This is a genomic window from Micromonospora sp. NPDC001898 (genome assembly GCF_042891255.1).
GTDB lineage: Bacteria > Actinomycetota > Actinomycetes > Mycobacteriales > Micromonosporaceae > Micromonospora.
Genome location: NZ_JBIATC010000004.1, coordinates 449,054 through 473,206, shown reverse-complemented (window position 1 = coordinate 473,206; position 24,153 = coordinate 449,054). Strand labels below are relative to the sequence as shown.

Annotated in this window: 18 protein-coding genes; 2 read left to right on the top strand and 16 right to left on the bottom strand. The window is 73.4% G+C overall.

The window, feature by feature from the left end:
• The first annotated feature begins 108 nt into the window (after positions 1-108).
• Entirely contained in the window at positions 109-663 is a 555-nt protein-coding gene (locus tag ACFYZF_RS12640; RefSeq protein WP_387019137.1) for a DUF2243 domain-containing protein, read from the top strand.
• Positions 660-1,469 carry a cytochrome c oxidase assembly protein gene (locus ACFYZF_RS12635; protein ID WP_387019134.1) on the top strand — a complete coding sequence of 270 codons (810 nt, stop codon included), beginning with the start codon at positions 660-662 and terminating at the stop codon, positions 1,467-1,469. The genes ACFYZF_RS12640 and ACFYZF_RS12635 overlap by 4 nt, the downstream gene beginning before the upstream one ends.
• A gap of 27 nt (positions 1,470-1,496) precedes the next feature.
• Here the strand turns inward: ACFYZF_RS12635 and ACFYZF_RS12630 are convergent, their stop codons facing one another.
• The 16 genes from ACFYZF_RS12630 to ACFYZF_RS12555 form a co-directional block, all read right to left on the bottom strand.
• Positions 1,497-2,009, bottom strand: coding sequence for a shikimate kinase (locus tag ACFYZF_RS12630; RefSeq protein ID WP_387019325.1), 513 nt, complete (start codon positions 2,007-2,009; stop codon positions 1,497-1,499).
• 41 nt (positions 2,010-2,050) lie between these two features.
• Positions 2,051-3,229, bottom strand: coding sequence for a chorismate synthase (gene aroC, locus ACFYZF_RS12625; RefSeq protein WP_387019132.1), 1,179 nt, complete (start codon positions 3,227-3,229; stop codon positions 2,051-2,053).
• Positions 3,230-3,376: 147 nt separating this feature from the next.
• Positions 3,377-3,706, bottom strand: coding sequence for a hypothetical protein (locus ACFYZF_RS12620; RefSeq protein ID WP_387019130.1), 330 nt, complete (start codon positions 3,704-3,706; stop codon positions 3,377-3,379).
• A 15-nt stretch (positions 3,707-3,721) separates the two neighbouring features.
• The gene (locus ACFYZF_RS12615; protein WP_387019127.1) at positions 3,722-9,832 is read right to left on the bottom strand and encodes an RHS repeat-associated core domain-containing protein; all 6,111 of its coding nucleotides are present in this window, start codon (positions 9,830-9,832) and stop codon (positions 3,722-3,724) included.
• A 488-nt stretch (positions 9,833-10,320) separates the two neighbouring features.
• Positions 10,321-11,163, bottom strand: a complete 843-nt coding sequence (locus ACFYZF_RS12610; protein WP_387019125.1) for a shikimate dehydrogenase — start codon at positions 11,161-11,163, stop codon at positions 10,321-10,323.
• Positions 11,163-12,365 carry an endolytic transglycosylase MltG gene (gene mltG / locus ACFYZF_RS12605; protein WP_387019123.1) on the bottom strand — a complete coding sequence of 401 codons (1,203 nt, stop codon included), beginning with the start codon at positions 12,363-12,365 and terminating at the stop codon, positions 11,163-11,165. Before mltG ends, ACFYZF_RS12610 begins: the two co-directional genes overlap by 1 nt.
• Entirely contained in the window at positions 12,362-12,823 is a 462-nt protein-coding gene (ruvX, locus tag ACFYZF_RS12600) for a Holliday junction resolvase RuvX (RefSeq protein WP_387019120.1), read from the bottom strand. Before ruvX ends, mltG begins: the two co-directional genes overlap by 4 nt.
• Before the next feature lie 72 nt (positions 12,824-12,895).
• Positions 12,896-15,574, bottom strand: a complete 2,679-nt coding sequence (alaS, locus tag ACFYZF_RS12595) for an alanine--tRNA ligase (RefSeq protein ID WP_387019119.1) — start codon at positions 15,572-15,574, stop codon at positions 12,896-12,898.
• Positions 15,571-15,876, bottom strand: coding sequence for a hypothetical protein (locus ACFYZF_RS12590; RefSeq protein WP_387019117.1), 306 nt, complete (start codon positions 15,874-15,876; stop codon positions 15,571-15,573). The genes alaS and ACFYZF_RS12590 overlap by 4 nt, the downstream gene beginning before the upstream one ends.
• Positions 15,877-15,903: 27 nt before the next feature.
• Positions 15,904-16,365: a DUF948 domain-containing protein gene (locus tag ACFYZF_RS12585; RefSeq protein ID WP_161691421.1), complete on the bottom strand. Its 462-nt coding sequence runs from the start codon at positions 16,363-16,365 to the stop codon at positions 15,904-15,906.
• A gap of 149 nt (positions 16,366-16,514) precedes the next feature.
• Entirely contained in the window at positions 16,515-17,132 is a 618-nt protein-coding gene (locus tag ACFYZF_RS12580) for a hypothetical protein (protein ID WP_387019322.1), read from the bottom strand.
• 2,114 nt (positions 17,133-19,246) lie between these two features.
• Positions 19,247-20,743 (bottom strand): replication-associated recombination protein A, encoded by a 1,497-nt coding sequence (locus tag ACFYZF_RS12575; protein ID WP_387019114.1) that lies wholly within the window; start codon positions 20,741-20,743, stop codon positions 19,247-19,249.
• Between the two features lie 75 nt (positions 20,744-20,818).
• On the bottom strand, positions 20,819-21,052 hold the full coding sequence (locus ACFYZF_RS12570; RefSeq protein ID WP_350882430.1) for a hypothetical protein: 234 nt from the start codon (positions 21,050-21,052) through the stop codon (positions 20,819-20,821).
• A 210-nt stretch (positions 21,053-21,262) separates the two neighbouring features.
• Positions 21,263-22,645, bottom strand: a complete 1,383-nt coding sequence (locus ACFYZF_RS12565) for an MFS transporter (RefSeq protein WP_387019111.1) — start codon at positions 22,643-22,645, stop codon at positions 21,263-21,265.
• Complete coding sequence (locus tag ACFYZF_RS12560) at positions 22,642-23,235, bottom strand: helix-turn-helix domain-containing protein (RefSeq protein WP_387019108.1); 594 nt, start codon at positions 23,233-23,235, stop codon at positions 22,642-22,644. The genes ACFYZF_RS12565 and ACFYZF_RS12560 overlap by 4 nt, the downstream gene beginning before the upstream one ends.
• 85 nt (positions 23,236-23,320) lie before the next feature.
• On the bottom strand, positions 23,321-24,136 hold the full coding sequence (locus ACFYZF_RS12555) for an SDR family oxidoreductase (RefSeq protein WP_387019106.1): 816 nt from the start codon (positions 24,134-24,136) through the stop codon (positions 23,321-23,323).
• Between the last annotated feature and the right edge of the window lie 17 nt (positions 24,137-24,153).

The window sequence follows — 24,153 nt, the reverse complement described above, 5'->3', positions numbered from 1 at the left end:
ACACAACCCGTCTCAGTTACTTGACAACTACCGCACGTAGGCATTTAGCTGGGCAGACCGGGGGGAGCGCTGCAGCACGGACCGGTCGACTAGGCGGAGGTTCCCCCGATGAGCACACCCACGACCAGCGGCACCCACACCCGGGTGTCCGCCACCGTCCTCGGCGCCGACATCCGGGTGCCCGCCATCATCCTCGGCGTCGGCCTCGGCGGCTTCGCCGACGGCATCGTGCTGCACCAGGTGCTCCAGTGGCACCACATGCTCAGCAGCACCGGCAGCGCCAACGTGGGGATGAAGGCGTACCCGGTGGACACCGTGCCCGGGCTGGAGATCAACACTCTGTGGGACGGGATCTTCCACGTGGTGACCTGGGTGGCGGTGCTGGCCGGCCTCGCGCTGCTCTACTCCCGGGTGACCCAGTCACGCGGCCGGCTGTGGCGCTCCCCCGTGCTGTGGGGCTGGGCGCTGGTCGGCTGGGGGCTGTTCAACCTCGTCGAGGGGATCGCCGACCACCACCTGCTCGGCATCCACCACGTGCGCGGGGGCCCGCACCAGACCTGGTGGGACCTCGGGTTCCTGGTGTTCGGGGCGGCGCTGGTCGCCGCCGGCTGGCTGGTACAGCGCCGCGGCACGGCTGTGGACCTCTGCGCCGACCAGCGGTGACCCCGGCCCATGCCGGTCACGACGGGTTCAGCCCGGGGCCGGCGCTGCTCGTACCCCTGGCGCTGTTCTGGGTCTACCTCGCCGCCGCGCTGCGGCAGCGGGGTCCGGGCGGCGCCGGGTGGCCGCACCGGCGGACGGCGACCTTCGGCACCGGCGCGGGTCTGCTCGCGGTCGGGCTCGGCCTGCCGGCGGGCGGCTTCGCCGGGCACGCGTGGCAGCACCTGCTGATCGGCATGCTGGCGCCGCTGGGCCTGGTGCTCGGCGCGCCGGTCACCCTGCTGCTGCGCACCGTGCACCGCCGGCGCGGCCGGGCGCTGGTCCGGCTGCTGCGCCGGCCGGCCCTGGCCGTGCTCGCCCACCCGGTCACCGGGCTGGCGCTGACCGCCGGCGGGCTGTACCTGCTGTACCTGACCCCGCTGTACCGGGCCACGGTGGCGCACCCGGCGGCGCATTACCTGGTGCACCTGCATTTCCTGCTCGCCGGCTGCCTGTTCACCTGGTCGGTCGCCGGCCCCGACCCCGGCCCGCACCGGCCCCGGGTGCCGGTCCGGCTGGTGGTGCTCGGCGTCGCCGTCGCCGCCCACGCCGCCCTCGCCCAACTCCTGTACGCCGGGCTCGCCGTGGACGTGCCGGGGCCGCCCGAGCAGCTCCGGGCCGGGGCGACGGTCATGTACTACGGCGGCGACCTCGCCGAGATCGCGCTCGCCCTGGCGCTGCTCGCCACCTGGCGACCGGTGCGGAAGGACCCGAGGCCGGCGCGTCCGACACCTCCGGCACGTCCGGCGCGGGAGGCGGCCCGGTCCTGACCCCTCGCCACAGGGGCCGGGCTTGGGTCAGGGCTTGAGCAGGGCCGCGATCTCGGCGGCGATCTCCTCCGGGCCCCGCCCGTCGGTCACCACGGTCGCGGTCGCCACCTCGGCGTAGAGCGGGCGGCGCTGGTCCATCAGGTACTTCAGCGTCGCCCGCGGGTTGATCGCCAGCAGCGGCCGGCCGGCGCCCAGCCCGACCCGCTTCACCGCGTCAGGCAGCTCGACGCTCAGGTGCACCACGGTGTGCCCGATCAGGGCGGCCCGGTTCTCCTCCGCGAGCACCGCGCCGCCGCCGAGGGCGAGCACCCCCGCGCAGGAGGCCAGCGCCGCCGCGGTGGCGGCCCGTTCGAGGGTACGGAAGTGCGCCTCCCCCTCGTCGATGAAGATCTCCGGGATCGGCTTGCCGGCCAGCCGCTCGATGTCGGCGTCGGTGTCCCGGAACCCCACCCCGAGCAGCGCGGCGAGCGCCGTACCGACGGTGGTCTTGCCGGACCCCGGCGACCCGACGAGGACGACCACCGGTCGCGTCTGGTTCACCGGAAGGGCGTCCCGGTCGTCGCCGCCGCTCGCGGGCGCGCTCACCGGATCACCAGGGAGTCGAGGTAGCCGGCCAGGTTCCGGCGGATCTCGGCCACCGAGTCGCCGCCGAACTTCTCCGTGGCGGCCTCCGCGAGCACCAGGGCCACCATCGCCTCGGCGACCACTGCGGCGGCCGGCACGGCGCACACGTCGGAGCGCTGGTTGATCGCCGTCGCCGGCTCCCCCGTGGTCACGTCGACGGTGGCCAGGGCCCGGTTCAGCGAGGAGATCGGCTTCATGGCCGCCTTCACCCGCAGCGGCTCTCCGGTGGTGATGCCGCCCTCCAGGCCACCGGCCCGGTCGGTCACCCGGCGCACCCCGGTCGCGGTCGGAATGATCTCGTCGTGCGCCTCGGAGCCGCGGGATCGGGCCTGCTGCCAGCCGTCGCCGATCTCCACGCCCTTGATCGCCTGGATCGACATCAGCGCGGTGGCGAGCCGGGCGTCGAGCTTGCGGTCCCACTGCACGTGGCTGCCCAGGCCCGGCGGCACCCCGTACGCCAGCACCTCGACCACGCCGCCGAGGGTGTCGGCGGCCTTCTTCGCGGCGTCGACCTCGGCGACCATCCGGGCGCTGGCCTCCGGGTCGAGGCAGCGCAGCGGGTCGGCGTCGATGCGCTCGGCGTCATCAGGGGTGGGCCGCAGCCCCGGCTTCACCGCGACCGGGCCCAGCTCCACCACGTGCGAGACGATCTCGATGCCGAGGGCCTGCTTGATCAGGGCCTTCGCCACGGTGCCGACGGCCACCCGGGCGGCGGTCTCCCGGGCGCTGGCCCGCTCCAGGATGGGGCGGGCGTCGGTGTGGCCGTACTTCTGCATGCCGGCCAGGTCGGCGTGGCCCGGGCGGGGACGGGTCAGCGGCGCGTTGCGGGCCTGCTGGGCCAGCTCGTCGGGGTCCACCGGGTCGGCGGCCATCACCGTCTGCCACTTGGGCCACTCGGAGTTGCCGACCCGGATGGCCACCGGGCTGCCCAGGGTGAGGCCGTGCCGGAGCCCGCCGATCACCTCGATCTCGTCCCGCTCGAACGCCATCCGGGCGCCCCGGCCGTAGCCGAGCCGGCGGCGGGCCAGCTCACCGGCGATCTCGCCGGTGGTCACCTCGATCCCGGCGGGCACGCCCTCCATCATCGCGACGAGGGCGGGACCGTGCGATTCACCTGCAGTCAGCCAACGCAACACGTCGGCAAGTCTGTCACGACCGGGTCACGTCCCACCGCACCGCCCGCCGTGTCCCGCCCTGCGGACGCCACGAGCAGCAACGGCTCGGGTCGGGCACCTGGCCCGACCCGAACCGTTCCACGCCCGCTCAGGCGCCGGCCGACCTCGTCATCGACGACCGGCGGTATCACCGTCCCCGCGTCCGTGCCGGGCCGAAGCGATGCGGAACAGCAGCGCCACGGCCACGACCAGGAAGGGCACCGACGCGAACCACAGCAACAGTTTCGTACCGGCATCCGCACCCAGCGCCACCGGGAGCTGCGAGACGACGGCGGCGACGCCGGTCGCGCCGAGCAGCAGGCTCACCTGGCGGACCGGAGGGCGGACGTCGGTCCGGATCATCCGCTCCGGCAGGGTGCCCCGCTTCTGAAGCCACCCGCCAAGCAGCACCATCACAATGCCGCCCACGACCAGCAAATACGCGACCAGCGTCCCCATCATCAACCTCTCCGGCTACCGGCAGGCCGGGATTCCATAGCCCTTCCACGGTATGAACGTCCTACCGATGAAGCCGACCACCATATAGAGGTAGACCCCCTTCTGCCTGCGGCAGTAGTACTCGTACAGCCGGGGCACGAAGGTGCCCGCGATCCAACCGATGAAGCCGCCGATCGCACCACCGATCCCCGCTCCCCACGGGCCACCGATGCCGAAACCGACGATCCCGCCGATGGCCCCACCGATCATCGCGAAGGCGAGACCGAAGATGTCCAGGATCCATCGGGTCTCCCAGTGCGAGAACTTGCACCAGAAGCCGTACTCCCAGCTCCACTTGTAGTAGCGCTTGTACCACCTGCCGCAGGACATCTTGCCAGAGACATCGGTGCAGTTGACCGCGTCTCCGGAGCAGTACTCGTAGCTGTTGGCGTTGCCGCCGTAGATGGGATCCACCTGTAGGAAACGACCCGTGGTCGGGTTGTAGACCCGCGCGCCCATCAGGGTGGCCCCGTTCGGGGTGTCGGAGGCCCTGCGTTCCGAGCCGAGCCAGCCGTACCGACGCGTCCCCACGTCGGCGGTGTTGCGCGGCTGGCCGGATTCGTCCTGCTCGCTCGTGTACGACAGACCCGAACCGCTCCCGGTCATCCCCGCCACGAAGTCGCCGTGCAGGTTGGTGATGGCCCAGGCCATCCCGGTGGTGTTCAGGTACGCCCCGACCAGCCGGGACAGCCCGGGTACCGAGCGGCTGAAATCGCCGCCGCCCTCGTCGGTCCAGGCCGGCTTGTCGGAATCGTCGGCGTAGTGGTGCCGCTTCGTCACCGACGTTCCCGAAGGGTTGTCGGTCCACGAGCGGTTCCGGTTGCCCAGGACGTCGAGGGTGTAGGTCGCCGTACGGCTCCCACTGGCGATCGACCTGACCATGTCGTTGACGTGATAGGTCATGGTGGAGGCGGCTCCGCCCCCGGGCGTGTCGACTGCCGGCGACTGCTGGGTACGGCCCAGCGCGTCGTACACGTAGCCCGTGCTGACGAGCCGGTCGGCGTTGTCGTACTGCCACGTCCGGCTCGTGGCCCCGGTGGCGGTCTGGCAGGAACCACCGGCGCCCGGAGCGTACGACGACAGGCCGGTCCGGTTGCTGCTCGCGTCGAACTCGTAGACCCGGGACGTGCACTGGCCACCCACGGTGTCCTGCACGGCGGCCAGGCGCCCGGCCTCGTCGTATGCCATCTGCTGTTGGGACAACGTCGACTGGCGACTGTGCCACTGGCCCTGAGAACTCCAGGTCGCGTTCTCCGTGAACACCGTGCAGTCGGGCTGGCCACAGCCCGCCTGCACGTAACCGATCCCCGTCGGGTCGCCCGCCTCGTTGCGGGTCGCCGTCACCACCACACCGTTCGGCCAGGTCTCACCCGTCAGTTCGCCGTCAGCGCCGTACTGGCCCGTGATCGTGCCGGCCTGACTGTCGACAATCTGCGTCGGGAACCCTCGGCGCTCGGTGCCACCGTCGTAGGTGTAGGTCTGCGTCGCCTTCCCGTCGGACACGGTCGCCGGACGGGACAGCAGATCGTAGGTGACGGTGGAGACGTTGCCGTCGGCGTCGGTGTACGTCGTGCGCCGGCCCAGCGAGTCGTAGGCGCGCACCACCTCGGCCGTGACCGTGCCGGCACCGTTCAGCGACTGCGTCCGCACGCTCTTGCCGCTGGCCAGGTCGTACACGTTGCGCCGCTTCTCCAGCGGCTCGCCCAGACCGGTCCCTGCGGTGACCGTCACCTCAAGCTCACGGCCAGCCCCGTCGTAGGTGATCGCCGTGCTACGAAGGACGCCCCCACTGTTCTTCTCCGTGGTCGAACGCTGCTGGTGGTAGAGCCCGTAGGTCAGCACCGTCGCGGGCAGTTCCGGCCCCGCGTCCACGGCGCCGGCCGGTTGCGTCCGGCATACCAGGCCGGCCCATTCGGCATGCGCACCGCACTCCGGGTACGACGAGTTGGCCGCCTCGGTGTAGTAGACCGTCTGCCGGGTCGCCGGGGTGGTGTCCACCCCACCCCCGGCGGGACCGGTCGTCGCGATGACCCGCCCCGAGGCGTCGTAACTGGTCCTGGTGGTCAGGTCGAGACCGCCGGGATCGGTCGTGACGAGGAGCAGCCGGCCCAGGTCCCAGTCGTACTGCTTCGTGGTCGTCCGGGTGTCCGCGTCGATCGTCTGACCGGCGCTGACATGGCTGATTGAGGCCCTCTCCGTGGTGGGTAGGTTCCTCGGCTCACCACCGGCCGGCGCGCCCTCGTCGTAGGTGTACCGGACGTGTTTGCGGCCCCGCACCACGGCACCGCTGGCGAGCACGACCTCGTGTTCCGGCCCGAAGGTCTCCACGGCCTGCTGGCCGTCGGGCGAGTACAGGGTGGTGGTCGTCAGCTTGGCGGCGATACCGGCCTCGGCACTCGCGCTGTCGGCGGGAGAGGCGTCGAGCGCCCGCTTGCGGTTGCCCGGCTCCAGTTCACTCACGAGGTTGCCCGACCCGTCGTACCAGGTGGTCGCGATGTTGCCACCCGGCTCGGCGACGTTGACCGTCCGCGCGTTCGCGTCCAGATAGGTGACCGTCGCCCGTTCGTACGAGCCGGGCAGCGTGCCGGCGGCGGGGTCGCCGGTCGGCACCTGACTGGCCGGGAAGACCGCGGTGGCGTCGGTCGGCGGCTCCGTCTGCCCCCACCGCGCCGTCTGCCCGGTGGACAGGTCGTACGGAGCGCCACTGCCCGAGATCGGAAGCTGGTAGACCACGGTCTCGACCGCCGTGCCGGCGGTGAGGGCGGACCGGGTGACCTTGTGCAGGCGCCCCTTGCCCGGGTCGTTCGGGACCGTCGTGTAGGAGAACTGCCAGGTCTGTTCGGCCGGCGGGGTCAGCGAGACGATGATCCCGTCACCGTTGTAGTAGTAGACGGTCCGCAACTGCTGGGGTCCCGACCCGTTGGTGTAGTCCAGTCGGGGGTCGGAGAAGGTCCGCAGCCGGCCACCGTTGTCGTAGGTGTAGCGGGCCAGCACGACGGTCCGCATCGCCGGGGTCGCCAGGTCCGGATCCCAGGCGGTGTAGGAGATCTGCTTCACCCGGCCGGTGTAGTCGCCCCAGGTGCCGTCGGCCAGGCCGGTGGCGGTCGTGGCGGTGGCGTAGGTGAAGGTCAGCGCGCGGCACCCCTTGACCAGCGTCGTGCAGGTGACGCCCGCCGGGACCGGAGCCAGCATCCGGGTCGGCCGCATGATCTCGTTCGAGCCGACGGTGGCCTTCTCCCACGAGTACGTCGTGGTGTTGCCCGACCCCGGCGCGATGGCCGCGGTCGGGGTGTAGACGTTGGCCGGGTCGGTCGACGCCCGGGTGAAGGTGACCACGTTGCCCGCACCATCGGCGAGGGTGAAGGTGCTGGTGGCGGAGTTGAAGGTCAGCTTGTAGGACTCGGCGCCGGACTGGGGCTCGTAGTTCACCCCGGCGCTGTCGACCTTGGTGAACCCGATGGTCGAGTCGTTCGGCAGCTTGACCTGTACCAGGCTGCCGTAGGTGGTCAGCCGGGTGTACGGCGCGTTCGCCTCCTGGACCACCAGGCCGGAGACCCAGCCCGGCCCGAAGAGCGGGTCGGCGCCGAGGGGCTGCCGGCTGTTGACCGTACGCGAGATGCCCAGGCCGGGCACCGACACGTCGGACTGCGAGATCTGGTAGTTGCCGGTGATCAGGTTGACCGAGCCAGGGCCCACCTGGCCTGTGTCGGCCGAGGCGAGATTCCGGTCGAACCGGAACTTCACGTTGTCGGCCGGCGCCCCGTTGCTGCTCAGGTTGAAGTAGGCCCGCACCTGCACCGGCCCGTCGCGCGGAATGCTCGCCCCGTCGACCGAGGCGAGGGTGGCGGCCACGTCCCAGTTCAGCTTGGGGGCCACGCCGGAGGTGAGGGCGACGGGCCAGGTCACCGCCCCGCCGCCGACGGCGTACGTGACGTGGGCGGTGGGGATGGCGACCCAGGCGTCGGAGCCGGCCCGCCGCCACTGGTAGGTGGCGTTGGCGAAGGACGGCGCGGCGGTCGAGCCGAGCACGACCTTCGCCCCGCTGACGTCGCCGGCCTTCGGCGAGGTCACCGCGCCGGTGCCCACCTTGAACGGGTAGCTGCGCACGTCGGTCACGTTGTTGGCCGAGTCGCGGGTGCGCGCCCAGATGTTGTGCCAGCCCGGGGTCAGCGGGGTGATGCTGACCGTCGCGTCGGCGCCCGGCGTGGCGGTGTTGACGACCTTGTTCAGGGTCTGCACGTCGAGGCTGTACTCGTAGGCCGCCGCGTCGGCGATGCCGTTGGCCTCGAAGGTGAAGCTGCCGGCGACGTTCGCGTCGCCGCCCCACTGGTTCTCCGGGTAGGTGGTGGAGCTGACGATGGGCGGGCTGCCGATCGACGTGTCGACGGTGAACTCGCAGAACGGCGACCAGGTCCCGTTGACCGTGCCGTCGTTGCCGCGCACCCGCCACTTGTACGAGGTGTTGTGGGTGAACGTCGCGGCCGGGACGGTGGTGCTGAACGTCAAGCCCGACGCCGCGGTGCCGGTGATCGCGCTGCCGAGCTTGGTGGTGCCGGTCAGCGTCCACCACTCGAACTCGGCCTTGACCGTGGACCCCTCGGCGTCGGAGACGACCGACTTCAGCTGCGGGGTCGCGGTGTTCACCTTGGGCCGGGACGCGCCGGTCGCGCAGGCGGTGGCCGGCACCGTCGAGCGGGTGCCGACGGTGGGGTACGAGTTGTAGTTCACCACCGCGTACGGGACCTGGCTGTTGTCGGCCGCGTTGCGGGAGCGGAACTGCTTGAAGCTGTTGGGGCTGGTCTCGTCGGTGCCCCGCACGCCCATGTAGGCGGTGGACTGGTTGGCGGTGGCGGCCCGCTGGAAGAACGTCGTGCCGCTGATGCTCACCCAGCCGTCGGCACAGGCCGTGCCGCCCTTGGTCTGGGTGGAGGTGGCCTCCTGCTGCGCCCAGGTCGGCTGGGTGCCCCAGCGGGTCGCCGAGGAGGCCGCGCCGGTGGTCCAGATCTCCCAGGAGGTGGCGGTGCAGGTGTTCGACCAGAAGTTCCAGAAGTTCACCGTCGCCGAGGTGATCTGCTTGCCCCGCAGCGCGGAGACGCCCCAGTGCACGAAGGACCGGGCCTTGGTGTTCGGCGTGCCGGCCAGCAGGCCGAGTTGGAGGTCGTTCGCCCCGCCCCGGTCGACGTTGTCGCCCTCCTTCACGTACGTGTCGAACGTCGTGTAGAGGGGGTTGATCTGCGGGTCGATGGTCACCGGGTACTGGGTGGCCGTGTCCTTCAGCCACGCCAGGTCCGGGCTCAGCCGCATGGTCAGGCCGTTGGCCCGGGCCGACCGCGCGGTGGGCCGCTCGGACTTCGCCGCCACGACCGCCCGTCGGGTCGGCTCCTCCGTGCCCGGGTTGCGCCGGGCGTCCCACATCTCCGGCGCCGGCACGGCAGCGATCGGCCGGCCCTTGGCGTCCTTGAGCAGCAGCCCGCCGGAGCTGTCCTGGCTGAACGAGGACAGTCCCTTGCCGGTCAGCGGGAACGCCAGCGTCGGGAGCCGGTCCACCGCCTGCCGGTTCTTCACGGTCAGGAACTGCGAGAAGCCGGTCCGGGTGGCCTCGACCACCAGGTCGATGCCGGCGGCCACCTCCGGATAGGTGGCCCGGTTGCCGGCGAGCACCGGTGCGGGCAGAGCACCGGCCCAGCCCATGCTCAGCCGGCCGTCGCCGACGCCGACCGCGGCCAGTTCCCCGCCGGCCTTGCGGGCACCGGAGATCCGCAGGTCCAGCGGGTGCGCCTGGGCCCGGACCGAGCCGTCGGCGGCGGGCTGGAGGGTGAGGTCGACCGGCACCCACCGGTTGTCGCGCCGGATCCGCACTGGGCTCGCGTGGACGGTCGCCTCGACCTGCCCGTTCGGGTGGGCGACGTACTCGGCGCTCTCGGTGGTCATGCCGCTGATCCGGACCCGCTTGCCGGTCAGCCGCGCGGTGACCAGCGCGGCCATCTCGTCGGGGCGGTCCAGCACCCGGTCCGGCGCCTTTGCCGGTGCGGCTTCCGCCGGTTGGTTGGGCACGTCGGTCAGGGTGACCGCGAGGACCGCCGCCATGCCGGCGAGGGTGAAGCGACCCAGTCCTGTTCTGCTGAGTCTGGCGACTTGGACGATTGACGCGAATCTTGCACGCGCAGGAGCCACTGACGGCCCTCCCCTGGGGTCGACTGGGCATTGAGTGAGGCGAACGCTACGGTGCGTCAGGAATCCAGGTCAATCAATACTTTGAGCGACTGCCGGGCTATCCACAAAAGGCCAGGTCAGCCGCCCGTGGAAGTTCCACCGACCACGAACAGCAACGGGCTGAGCTGGGGAAATAAGAGTTGATCGATCAACTTGGAAGACCAATGCACCGATTGACCCTGGTTCGTCCGGAAATCCAGCGAAAGGGGCGGTGCGGGCCGTCACCGTGGAGTGAGGGCGACCTCGGCGGTCGCGGCGCCCTGGGGCCGCTCGCATTCCGCGCGGAGCTGGTGCTTTCCGGATGCACAACAGATGATCTTGCTGTCGCCGAGCGCCGGCTCGACCGGGATGGCGAGACCGGGCTACCGGACCGGGCGGATCTCGATCCCGACCTCGGCGGAGAGCGCGGCGGCCATGGCCGCCACCGGGGCGCGGGCGCCGGTGAAGTGCTCGAACTGGCCGACCGCCTGGGCGACCAGCAGATCAAGACCGGACACGACCCGGCACCCGGCGGCCCCGGCCGAGGCTGCGAGGGGGGTCGGCCAGGGGTCGTACAGCGCGTCGAAGTAGACCGCGCCGGGCCGCCACCGGGCGTCGACGGCGAGGGAGTCGGCGACGCCCTTCGGCACGGTGGAGACCACCACGTCGGCGTCGGTGCAGCTGGCCGCCTCGGCCCAGTCGGCCCCGGCCAGCCGCAGGCCGAGCGCGTCGGCGGCCGGGCGCAGCTCGTCGATCGCCGAGGCTCGTCGGGCCACCACGGTCACGGTGCCCGAGCCGAGGCGGGCGGCGGCGGCCAGGGCGGCCCGGGCGGTGCCGCCCGCGCCGAGCACGGTCACCCGGGCACCGGGTCGCACGTCGGCCGCCGCCAGCAGCTCGGCCATCCCGGCGGCGTCGGTGTTGTCCGCGTACCAGGAGCCGTCGGGCCGGTGGACCAGGGTGTTCGCCGCGCCCATCGCGGCGGCGACCGGCGACACCTCGGCCGCGAGGGCGAGGGTCGCCTCCTTGCACGGCATGGTCACCGACAGCCCGGCCCACTCGGGGCCGAGGCCGGCGACCATGGCCGGCAGCTCCGCCTCCGCGCACTCGATCGTCGTGTACGACCACCCGGCGAGGCCGGCGGCGGCGTAGCCGGCGTTGTGGATCACCGGGGAGAGGGAGTGGCTGATCGGCTTGCCGACCACCGCCGCCCGCCGAGGCGTGGTCATCAGATGATCCCGGCCTCCTCGGCCTTTTTCTGGTTACGCAACTGCTCCTCGTACGTCTCGGCGAACGCCGAGTGCCCCTCCTTGTCGATCGCCACGAAGTAGAGCCACTTACCGGGCGGCGGGTCCATCGCCCCCTCCAGGGCCTGCTTGCCCGGGTTGTTGATCGGGGTGGGGATCATCCCGCGCAGCTTGCGGTTGTACGGGTTCTTCTTGTTGTCCAGCTCGGCCGGGGTCATGTCCTTCGAGCGTTTGCCCTCCTGGCCGATCGACTCGAAGTAGTAGTTGACCGTGACGTCCATCTCCAGGCAGTTGCACGGGAACTCGCCGTACACCCGGTTGTAGGCCACCCGGGCGACCTTGCCGAGGTCGTCCTTGTTGCCCGCCTCGGCCTGCGCGAGAGACGCGACGATCAGCGCCTCGTACGGGCTGATGCCGCCGCGCTCCTCCTTGACCCGGTCGGCGAACTTCATCTCCCCGGTGACGGCGAGGAAGTTCTCCACCATCAGGGTGAGGATGCTCTCGGCGGTGGCCTTCGGCGGGATCTCGTAGGTGTCCGGGAAGAGGAAGCCCTCGATCGACTTCTTGACCGGCTTGCCGTCGGTGCGCTTGAACCACGAGTCCGGCACGCCGAGCGCCTTCGGGTCCTTCGCGGCGGCCTCGAACTCCTTGACCGGGATCTCGGTCTTCTCCGACAGCAGCTTGTAGACGCGCTTGGCGGTCGTGCCCTCGGGGATGGTGAGCCCGTTGACGACCTTGTTCTTGAGGTCCAGCAGCATGACCAGGGCACGCTCGCCGCTCATCTGCTTGCGCACCTTGTACGTGCCGGGCTGGATGTTCTTGCTGCGCGAGTTCGCCTCGGCCGCCTCGATGAACGCCTTGGAGCTCTTGACCACCCCGGCGGTGTAGAGCGCGCTGGCCATGTCGGCGATCAGCGCGCCCTGCTTGATCTCGACGGTCACCTCACCGGTGCCGGACCCGTCGTAGTCGGGGGTGACGAAGTAGCCCTGGATCCGGTCGAAGCCGTAGAAGGCCCCGCCGCCGATGACTCCGAGCAGCACGAAGGCCATGAGCAGGGCGAGGACGGTTTTGCCGCGGCCACCGCCCGACTCCCCGTTGCGCTTGCGCACATAGCTGCGCCGGTGCTTGCCCTTGTCACCACCCCGCCCCGAGTCGTCGAACCCGAGGTCCAGATCGTCGATCATCGCGTCCGCCTCCGCTGCGCTTCCAGCCAGCTCTGCAGGATCTCGACCGCGGCGGCCTGGTCGACCACCGCGCGTTGGCGCTTTCCCCGGACGCCACGCTCGGCAAGCCTACGAGAAGCCACCACGGTCGACATCCTCTCGTCAGTGAGCGTTACCGGAACGGGGGCTATTACCCCAGCCAACCGGTCAGCGTACGCCTTCACATTCTGCGCCGCCGGGCCGTGCTTACCGGCGAGATTGACCGGAAGACCGACAATCACCTCGACGCACTCGTGCTCCGCGATCAGCCCCACCAGCTCGGCCATGTCGCGGGGCACGGCGTCCTCGGCGCTGGCCAGGTCCCGGGCGAGTGTCACCAGCGGGGTGGCCAGCACCCCGTGCGGATCCGAGCGGGCCACCCCGACCCGGACCTGCCCGACGTCCACCCCCAGGCGGACTCCGTGCCACGATTCGGTCATCAGTCCTTCACCCTGCCCTGGCACGAGTCAGGGCGAACCGGGATGGTCCGCCCTGCTCGACGTGCGATGCGCTCACGCCTCGGCGATCGCCTTCTCGACGGTGGCGAGCAGCTTCGGCGCCTCGGCGGCCGGCAGGCCGCCGCCCTGGGCGAGGTCGTCGCTGCCGCCGCCCCGACCGGAGAAGGCTGCCTTGACCAGGTCCTTCGCGGCCAGTCCCCGGCTCCGGGCGGCGGCGTTCACGGCCACCACCAGTGACGCCTTGCCGTTCGAACGCGCCGCCACGGCCACCACAGCCGGCCGCGCCGGATCGATCCTGCCCCGGATCTCCTGGGCCAGGGTCCGCACGTCGTTGCCGGCCGCGCCCTCGGGCGCCTCGGTGCCGACGTACGCCACCCCTCGGACGTCCTTCGCCTGCCCCGCCAGGGCCGCCGCGCCGCCGAGCACGAGCTGGGCGCGGAGCTTATCCAGCTCCTTCTCCACGTCGCGGAGCTGGGTGACGGTCTGCTCCACCCGGTCGGCGACCTGGTCGCCGGGCACCCGGAACAGCTCGGCGAGCCGGGAGACCAGCAGGTGCTCACGGGCCAGGAAGCCGAAGGCGTCCATGCCCACCAGGGCCTCGATCCGCCGCACCCCGGAACCGACCGACGCCTCGGAGAGGATCTTGACAAGGCCGAGCTGCGCCGAGCGGGCCACGTGGGTTCCGCCGCACAGCTCGCGGGCGTAGTCGCCGACCTCGACGACGCGGACCCGCTCGCCGTACTTCTCGCCGAAGAGCGCCATCGCGCCGATCCGGCGGGCCTCCTCCTGGGTGGTGATGAAGGCGTGCACCTCCAGGTCGGCCAGGAGCACCTCGTTGACCTGCTGCTCCACGTCGTGCAGCACGCTGGGCGCCACCCCCGTCGGGGTGTTGAAGTCGAACCGCAGCCGGCCCGGGGCATTCAGCGAACCGGCCTGGGTGGCCGACTCGCCGAGGAAGTTACGCATCGTCTGGTGCACCAGGTGGGTGGCGGTGTGCGAACGGGAGATCGCCCGCCGCCGGGTCACGTCGATCTCGGCGTACCCGGTCTCGCCGGCGCGCACCTCGCCCCGGACCACCCGGGCCCGGTGCACGATCAGGCCCGGCACCGGCTGCTGCACGTCGAAGACCTCGACCTGCCCGCCGCCGACGGTGATCAGGCCCTGGTCGGGCTGCTGACCGCCGCCCTCGGCGTAGAACGGGGTGGTGTCGAGCACCAGCTCGACCGTGTCGCCCTCGACAGCCGCGCCGACCTCGCCGCCGCCGGCCAGCACCGCGCGGACCCGGGACTCCCGGTTCAGCTCGGTGTAACCGGTGAACTCCACCGGCCCGCCCGCGTCCAGCACCGACCGGTACGCCGACACGTCGGTGTGCCCGGTCTTGCGCGCCCGCGCGTCGGCCTTGGCCCGGTTGCGCTGGTCGGCCATCAACCGGCGGAAGCCCTCGGCGTCCACCGTCAGGCCCTGCTCGGCCGCGATCTCCAGGGTCAGGTCGATCGGGAAGCCGTAGGTGTCGTGCAGCTGGAACGCCTTGTCGCCCGTCAGCGCCGCCTTCCCCGCCGACCTGGTCTCGGCGATCGCCGTGTCCAGGATCGTGGTGCCGGCGCGCAGCGTGGAGAGGAAGGCGTCCTCCTCGGCGTACGCGTACTGGGAGATCCGGTCGAACTCGGCCGCCAGCTCCGGGTACGACGGAGCCATGCAGTCCCGGGCCACCGGCAGCAGCTCGGGCAGCGCCCGGTCCTGGTAGCCCAGCAGCCGCACCGACCGGATCGCGCGGCGCACGATCCGGCGCAGCACGTAACCGCGCCCCTCGTTGCTCGGGGTGACGCCGTCGCCGATCAGCATCAGCGCCGTGCGGACGTGGTCGGCGATCACCCGCAGCCGCACGTCGTCGGGGTGTGACTCGCTGGCCACCTGGCCGGAGTGCGCGCCGTACCGCTTGCCGGTCAGCTCGGCGGCCCGGTCCAGGATCGGCCGGACCTCGTCGATCTCGTAGAGGTTGTCGACGCCCTGGAGGATGGAGGCCATCCGCTCCAGGCCCATGCCGGTGTCGATGTTGTTGGCCGGCAACTCACCGACGATCCGGAAGTGCTCCTTGCTGGTGATGTCGGCGATCTCGTACTGCATGAAGACGAGGTTCCAGAACTCCATGTACCGGTCCTCGTCGACCTCCGGCCCGCCCGCACGCCCGTACTCCGGGCCCCGGTCGTAGAACATCTCGGAGCTCGGCCCGGCCGGACCGGGGATGCCCATCGACCAGAAGTTGTCCGTCCTGCCCCGGCGGACGATCCGCTCGGCCGGCACCCCGACGGAGCGCCAGATCCGGAACGCCTCGTCGTCGTCGAGGTAGACCGTCGGCCAGACGCGCTCCGGGTCCAGCCCGTAGCCGCCCTGCGCGACCGGCTTGGTGACCAGGTCCCAGGCGAGCGGGATCGCCCCGTCCTTGAAGTAGTCACCGAAGGAGAAGTTGCCGTTCATCTGGAAGAACGTGCCGTGCCGGCTGGTCTTGCCGACCTCGTCGATGTCCGGGGTGCGGAGGCACTTCTGCACGCTGACCGCCCGCCGGTACGGCGGGGCCTGCTGCCCCAGGAAATAGGGGACGAACTGCACCATGCCGGCGTTGACGAACAGCAGGTTCGGGTCGCTGATGGCGGGCAGCGGAGCGGACGGCACCACGGCATGGCCGTTCGCCTCGAAGTACCCGAGGTACCGCCGCTTGATCTCCGCCGTCCTCATCGCTGGCGATCCTCCGGAAAGATCTCCCGGTCACCGATGCGCGGGTCCTCCCGAAGCTCGGCGAACTGGTCGTCGAACGCCTCCCCCCGGGCGAAGGCCTCGTGGATCTCCTGCTCCCGCTCGGCCATCCCGATCCGGACGTCCTCCACGAAGCCACGCAGCGAATCCACCAGACCGCTGGCGGACTGTGACAGGCCTCCGGCGATACCGGCCGGCGTGTACGCCTGCGCGGTGCGGGTCGCCTTACGGACCACCACCACGCCGACAGCCAACCCGATGCCCAGCCAGAACAGGCGCCTCATGATTTCATCCCTCCGTCGCCGGCCGGCTCAGCCGTTGCCGCGCTTGGCCGCGCGACGCTGCTGCTTGATGGTGTCGCGTACGTCACGCTCAGTCTCGGCGTTGCGCCGGGCGGAGGCGGCCCGCCGCACGCCGTAGCCGAACGCGGCCACCTTCACCAGCGGGTTCGCCGCGGCGGCGGAGACCACGGTGGCCAGGTTCGCCACGTTCGCCGTCACGTTCTGGGCGTGGGTGGTCATGGTGTCCACCTTGGCCAGTTGGAGGTTCACCCCGTCCAGCGAGGTCTGCACCTGCTCCAGCGCGGTGTTCACGTTCTTCACCGTGGTGTTGACGTCCCCGAGCAGGGGCGCGGTGCGGTCATTGAGATCGTTGATCATCCGGGTCGTGGCGTCCACGGTGTGCCGCAGGCGCAGGATCGGCACCGCCAGCACGAGCACCAGCATCAGGAACGCGCCGGCCGCGATCAGCGCAGCGATCTGTCCACCATCCACGCATGTCCTCCTCAAGCAGTGTTCCGGAACCCGACGTCCCGGAACGCGCGACCGTCATACCCGCGCCGGCGCTCGACGACCCTCGCCGGGGCAGCGGGAGCAGGCAGGCCTGCCAGCCCCAGACCCTACCGTCAGTTATGAAACCCGGCTCACGACGGTGAGGGTGTCGGCTCGCCGAGCGGATCCTCGCTCAGGGTCGGGAAGGGATCCTCACCGGTGAGTGACGGGTCGGTGCTCGGCTGCGGCCGGGTCCGCTCGTCGTCGATCGCGTTGCGGACCTTCACCGACACCAACGAGCCGGTGCACTCCCGCGCTGCGGGCGAGGCCTGCGGCGTCGGCGCGGGCTCGCCGTCGACCGGCGGCGGGACGCAGGTCGGCTCGCGCACCCACAGGTCGAGGGTCAGCTCGTCGCGGCGCCAGCAGGTGTACACGCCCTTCGCCTGCTGCTCCGGGCAGCGGCTCACCTTCCACGCCCGCCAGCCGTTTCCGGTCAGGGCGCGCTCGTACGCCTGCGTGGTCTCCTTCACCGGCCGCTCGGAGGAGACGGTGCGCTCGCGCAGCCGACACTCCTCCAGGCACCAGCGGCTGCCGCTGACGTTGTCGACGCTCTCCGTGGCCGCCCAGCCGGGCACGTCCAGCTCGTCCAGGGTGTCGAAGACCGGGTCGTGGCTCAGCGCCCGGAGGCCGAAGTAGAGCGGGATCGCGCCGAGCAGCACCAGGCTGACCAGGGCGAGCACGCCCATCCGGAGCCGGCGGCGCTCTCGCATCCGCCGGCGCAACTCCGAGCGGGCACCGCGCAGGCCGCCGGGGCCGGCGGTGACGTCCCCGGCGGGGTCGTCAGCGCCGTCGGGGCCGTCGGCCCGCAGCGTCACCCCGCCCGCGGTCTGCCCGGGTCCGTCAGCGGGAGGCACCACCACGGTGGCCCGGGCGACTGCGGGTGGCTGCTCGGGACCGGCCGGGGACGGGCCGGCGGCGGGCTCGCCGCGACCGGGCTCGTGCTGTGGCGGGGCGGCCCGACCGGCCACCCGATCCTCCGGCCCGCCGTCGGGCCGGCCTGCGGGGGCCGCCACCCGGGCCACGGGGGGACGGACGGCGGGGTTGGCGGGCGCGCCGGGCGGGGTCGCCCGTCCGGCGGGGACGCCTGGGCGGCCCCCGGCCTCCGTCGGAGTTCCAGGGGCGGACTCGACACCCGGGCGCGGGCCGGCAGCGCCTGGCCGGACACCCGGCCGAGCACCGGGGGCCGTACCCGGGGCGGGGGCGGCACCGGGCACGGGGGCGGCACCCGGGCGCGGTACGAGCCCGGTCGGGCCGGCCGACGACCGGCGGTCCTCGGGGACGGCCGCCCGGCCCGGGTGCGGAGCGTCGGCGGGCACGCCGGGGCGGGCGGTGCCCCGCGCGGGACCAGACGGCCGGAGCTGGCCGGTCGCGGGGTCGCGGGGCCCACCGATCTCGCCGGTGCCCGGCTCGCCCGGGATCCGTTCCCGGGACGGCTGGACCTCACCGGGGACGCGTTCGTGCGGCGGCCGGATCTCGCCCGTACCCGGCTCCCGGGGCGGCCCGACCTCGCCGGGGCGGGGAGCCGCCGGCGGGCGGGGCTGGGCGGCGGCCCGGGCGGTGGCGGGCGGGGCGGAGTCCCCCGGCCCAGCGGCGGGCGCGGCACCCGGCCGGCTCCGGCCGACTGACGCCCGCCCGGCGTCGCCGACGACCCGGCGGCGAGCGGCGGCCTCGTCCGGGCCCGGCTCGGGCCGGCCTCGCCGCAGCCCGCCCTCGCCCGGGGCCGCGGTCGGCGGCGGACCGGCCGGCAGCCCGGGCACCGGGGGGGCGTTACCGCTGAGCGGGACGACCGGCGGCGCCTCCTCGGTGGCCCGCCGGCGACCGGTCGGGCGGGCCACGGGCGGGACCGGCCCGGCGACACCACGGCCGGTCGGCTCGTCCGGCCCGGCCACGACGGGACCGCCGGGGACCCGACCGGGGTGCTCCCCCGGCTCGCGCCGGGGCGGGTCGGCCGGGGCCGGGTGGGGCACGCCGACGACGGAGGGTTGCGCCGGCGTGGCTTGGCGGGGTGCCGGGGTCGACTCCGGGGCCGGACGGCGCGCGGCGGCGGTGGCCCGGCCGGCGGGCGGCGGCCCACCCGGGCCGACCGGCCAGCCGCCGGTCGGGGGCTGGCCCCCGCCTACGGCCGGAGCTGCCGGCGGGCCCTGTGGGCGGGGAGGGTGTCCGGGGACACCGGCCCCCGGCGCGGCTCCCTGCGGCCGGGGTTGGTCCCCCGGCGGGCCGCCCACCGGGCCGGCGGGACCGGCCGCACGAGGCTGGTCGCGGGCCGGCTCAGGGCCGACCTGCGCAGGCCGGGGCGCGGCGTCTGCCGGGTACGGCGGCCGGGCCGGCTGCGCCGCAGGGTACGGCGGGTGGGCCGGAGCGGTCGGTGGCGTGGCCGGAGCGGTCGGGCCCTGAGCCGGGCGGACCGGCGGGGCCGCAGGTGACGGGGGCGTGCCGTGCGGCGGGCGGGTCGGGGCGGCCGGGGCGGGGCGGGGGCCCGGCTCCGGCGAACCGGGCCACGGCCCGTCGACCGGGCGGGGCCGGGCGGGGCCGGGTTCACCGCCGCGCACCGGGGGCGCGGCCGGGGGGCCGGCCGGGCCGCCGCGCCGGGCCGCCGCGCCGGGGCGGCCCGACGGCGGGGCCTCGCCGGGTGGGAGGCCGTCGGGGCCCAGCTCGGCGCGCTGCTGCTTGGCGGACCGCAGGTCGTCGATCCAGCCGAACTCCTCGCCGCTCACCGGCTCCTCGGGCTCGCTGTCGGGTCGGCCCCGACCCCACCGACGCCCCTTGGCGCGTTGCTCGCGCCGCTCGTCGGTGTCGTCCTCCGGTCGCTCCGAACCACGGGATCTCACTGCTGACCCTCCCCGACGGCGTCTGCGCCGTCCTCGTCCGCCACGGTGGCGTGCCCGTTGCCCGACAGGTGGCGGCCGTTCCCGGCGGGGGCCGGCGCGTCCGGACGCGCCGGGGCGGGCAGCCCTCGGACGATCCGGCGCAGCAACGGCAGCCGGTTGGCCACCGACCGCTCGGCACCGTGCCCGCTGGGCAGGTAGTAGTCGGCCCCGACGAGGTCGTCCGGAGCGTACTGCTGGGTGACCACCCCTCGGGGGTCGTCGTGCGGGTAGCGGTAGCCCACGCCGTGACCGAGCCCGCGGGCCCCGGAGTAGTGGGCATCGCGCAGGTTGCGGGGCACCGGCCCGCCCCGCCCGGCGCGGACGTCGGCCATCGCGGCCCCGATCGCGCTGGTCGCCGAGTTGGACTTCGGCGCGGTGGCCAGGTGGATCACCGCCTGGGCGAGGTTGAGCTGGGCCTCCGGCAGGCCGACGAACTCGACCGCGTGGGCGGCGGCGGTGGCCACGCCCAACGCGGTCGGGTCGGCCATTCCGACGTCCTCGCTGGCGAAGATGACCAGGCGCCGGACGATGAACCGGGCGTCCTCACCGGCCACCAGCATCCGGGCCAGCCAGTGCAGCGCGGCGTCCACGTCGGAGCCGCGCATGCTCTTGATCAGGGCGCTGGTGACGTCGTAGTGGGCGTCGCCGGCCCGGTCGTAGCGCACCGCGGCGACGTCCACCGCCTGCTCGGCGGTGGCCAGCTCGATCCGCTCGACGCCCAGCGCGGTGGCCGAGGCGGCAGCCGCCTCCAGCGCGGTCAGCGCCTTGCGCACGTCGCCGCCGGCGAGGCGGACGAGGTGGTCCTCGGCATCGGTCTCAAGGGTGAGCGCGCCGGCGAGGCCGCGGGGGTCGGTGACCGCACGGCGCAGCAGGCCGCGCACGGCGGCGTCGTCCAGCGGCTGGAGGGTGAGCAGCACACACCGGGACAGCAGCGGTGAGATGACCGAGAAGTACGGATTCTCGGTGGTCGCCGCGAGCAGGGTGACCGTGCGGTCCTCGACGGCGGCGAGCAGCGAGTCCTGTTGGGTCTTGCTGAACCGGTGCACCTCGTCGATGAACAGCACGGTCGGCGGGCCGCCCGAGCGGCGCTGTCGGCGGGCGGTGTCGATCACCGCGCGGACGTCCTTCACCCCGGCGGAGAGCGCCGACATCGCTACGAAGCGGCGGTCGGTGGCCCGGGCCACCAGGTGGGCGATGGTGGTCTTGCCGCTGCCCGGCGGGCCCCAGAGGATCACCGACATCGGGGTGACGCCGCCGACGAGCTGGCGTAGCGGGGCGCCGGGGGCGAGGAGGTGGTCCTGCCCGACGAGCTCGTCGATGCCGGCCGGGCGCATCCGGACGGGCAGGGGCGAGTCGGCCGACACCGGGGTGAAGCCGTCGACGCCGACGGACCCCGTGGGGGCGCCGGGCGCCCCAGCGGGCGCACCGAGGGAGAAGAGGGCGTCGGACTCCATCGGGAAGACACTACCGGGCCGGGTCCGCGTCGCCGGAACTGCGGCGCGGACCCGGCCCGGAGTGATCGATTCCGGTCAGCCCCGACCGGGGCGCCGGCCCCGGTACCAGCGGCCGCGGCCACCGCCGCCGCCACCGCCGCCACCGCCGCGCGGGCCGCTGCCGACGCCGGCCAGGTAGAGGGAGAGCAGCAGCAGGCCGAGCATCAGCAGGGTGTGTACGTTGAAAAGGTCCGGTGCGCCGAAGTTGGTGTCGAGCAGGTCGATCAACAGGGCGAAGCCGAAGACGATGGCCGCGAGAATGGCGAGCATGTCGGTCCTCCGGTGGGGGTTCACAGTAGGTCGCCGGGTGATGTACCCAACCGGTCCGACCGCCAATCTCCACCGTGGATGGGCCGTCCGCGCAGGTCGGTCACCGGCGGGCCGGAACGGGTTCCAGGCCGGCGACATGATCACCGCCACCTCGCCTGAGGCGGTCCACGGGGCATCCTCCCGACGCCCCGGTGGCGGGGCGACCCCGCGCTACCGGCCGGGGTCGGCGGACGCGACGACCGTCCCGGCGGGGACGCCGCCGGGCCCGGGGGCGTCCCCGGCCGGCGGGTCGGCGTCGGGGCCGGCCGGGTGAGCGGCGGCGGAACCGGCCTGCGGCGCGGCGGCGGGGGCCGGGGTCGCGCGACGGGCGGCCCGCCAGGCCGGCAGGTAGAGCGGCGCGGCCAGGGCGAGCACCACCGCGCCGACCAGCATCGCCGTGCTGACGTCGGTGCGGTCGGCCAGCACGGTCAGCGCCACCGCGCCCAGTGCGCCGGCCGGCTGGCCCATCATCGAGTTCAGCGAGAGCACGCTGGTCCGGTACGGGCCGTCGACCTGCCGGTGCAGCAGCCCCAGGTGCAGCGGGTTCGACGCGCCGTGCACGGTGTAGCAGGCCAGGTACGCGACCAGCACCCCGACGGGGCCGGCGAGCAGCCCCATCCCGACCACGGTCGCGCCCTGGAGAACCCGCAGCAGCGCGGCGCCGGGGGCCGCCCCCGGCCAGCGCAGCAGCAGCGGGGTCAGCGCGGCCCCGGCGGCCGAGGCGAGCCAGGCGGCGGAGCTGGCGGGGCCGAGCAGCGCGGCGGCCCGCTCGGGGTCACCGACCACCTCGGCTAGCCGGACCGGCAGCAGCGACTCGAAGGTGACCATGCCGAAGCCCCAGAACAGCTCCACCGCGACCAGGGCGAGCAGCACCCGGGAGCGGCGCAGCAGGCCGAACGCCTGCCCGACCATCCGGGGCGCCTCGGCGACCGACGCGCGCAGCGCCCCGGATCCCCGGCCGGGCCGGGCCTCGACCAGCAGCGCCAGCAGGGCGGCCAGCGCCACCGCCTGCATAGCGAAGGCAGCCAGCACCGGCACGGTCAGCGCGCTCACCGGGCCGACCGGGCCGAGCGCGATGAGGCCACCGCTGAGCAGCGCGCCGCCGGCGATGGCGACGCCGGCGACCGTGCCGGCGTGGCCGAGGCCGCGCTCGTACTCGGCGTCGGGGTCGGCCGCGAGGGTGGCGTCGACGTACCAGGACTCCAGGGGGCCGCTGTCGAGCGCCCGGTAGGCCCCCTGGACCGCGAAGACCAGGAAGAACAGGGCGACGGAGTCGGCCACCGCGAACAGCGCCAGGGAGACCAGGTTGAGCACCCCGGCAGCAACCAGCACCGGCTTGCGGCCCAGCGCGTCGGCGACCCCGCCGGTGGGCAGCTCCATCGCCAGCACCACCAGGCCCTGCGCGGTGACGGCCAGGCCGATCTGGGACAGCGTCAGGCCGCGCTCCTGCATCAGCAGGATCATGACCGGGATCAGCAGTCCGGTGGGCAGCCAGCGCAGGCCGTAGAGGGCCAGGTAGCGGAACCGGACCTGGCGTACGGTGAGGGCGCTCACCGGGTCTGCCCGATCATCGGGTAGCCGGCCAGGAAGACGTGCACCGGCTGGGCGCCCGGCTCGTCGGGGACGGACTCCTCGCGGTAGCGCATGAGGACCTGCCACACCTCCGCCTCGAGCGCCTGGAGCCGTTCCGGTCCCAGGTGCAGCAGGGCGTCGCTCATGCCGGCGGCGTCCCGCCACGCGGGCGACCAGTCCTGGCGGGCGGCGAACCACCGCTCGGCCCGCTCGACGAGCAGCCGCACCTGGTCTCCCTGGATCCACTCGATCGCGGCCCGGGCGTCCGGGTCGTCGTCGAAGTCCGTCGACTCCCAGTCGGTCACGTCGTGCGCGGCGCGCCACCAGCGCTGCCGGCCGGTGGCCCGGTCGGGGTCCTCCACGACCAGCCCCACCTCGGCGAGCTGCCGCAGGTGGTAGCTGGTGGCACCGGTGTTGGTGTCGAGCTTCGCGGCGAGGGTCGTGGCGGTCGCCGGGCCGTCGACCCGCAGCGCGCCGAGCAGCCGCAGCCGCAGCGGATGCGCGAGCACCCGCACCTGTCGGTGGTCCAGCCGGACGGCACTGAGCGCTCCTGGCGAGGTTTCGCTGTCCATGCCTGCACGATACTCATGCACACTTTCTATGCACAATACCTGTGCATAGAAAGTGTGCAGCATCCGACAGCGGCGGTGGGAACGTTCAGGGGGCGAGAGTCTCGCTGACCCCGCGCAGGCGGGTGCGCAGCAGGCCGGCGGCGCGGGAGCTGTCGAGACGTACCTCGGTGGGGCGGAGCAGGCCCGACGCGGCGCTGGTGGCGGTCCTCAGGCCGGCCGGGTCGATGCCGAACCGGCGGGCCACCAGCAGCCCCAGCTCGGCGCGGCTGACCGCCTCCGGGCCGGCCACGTTGAGCGGGCCGGCGTGCTCGCTCTCCACCAACTCCAGCACGGCGGCGGCCAGGTCGACCACGTCGACCGGGCAGCGGATCTCGTCGGTGAACAGGCTCGCCCGGCCGGCCAGGGCGTCCAGGCAGAGCCGGATCTGCCTGCTCCGCTCGTCGCCCACGATCAACGAGGTACGCACCAGCGCCGCCTGAGGGTCGACCGCCCGCACCGCGGTCTCCGCCGCCGCCTTCGCCGCACCGTACGGGAAGACCGGGGCGGGGACTTCGTCGTCGGCGTACGGCTCGGGCCTGCCGGCGTGCAGCGCGTCGCTGGACAGGTGCACCAGCCGGGCCCCCGCCTCGGCGGCGGCGTACGCCACGTGGGCCGCGCCGTCGGCGGTGACCGTCCAGTCGTCGTACCGGGCGGACGTGCTCACCACGGCGGCGGGCCGCACGGCCCCGACCAGCGCACGCACGGCGGCCCGGTCGGTCACGTCGAGCCGACGCGCCTCGACGCCGGCCAGCTCGACGGGGTTGGCGTGGTACGTGCCGACCACCCGCTCCCCCGCGGCGACGGCCTGCCGACACACCTCGGCGCCGAGGTACCCGCTGGCGCCCACCACGAGCAACGTCACGCTCTTCCCCCTCTCAC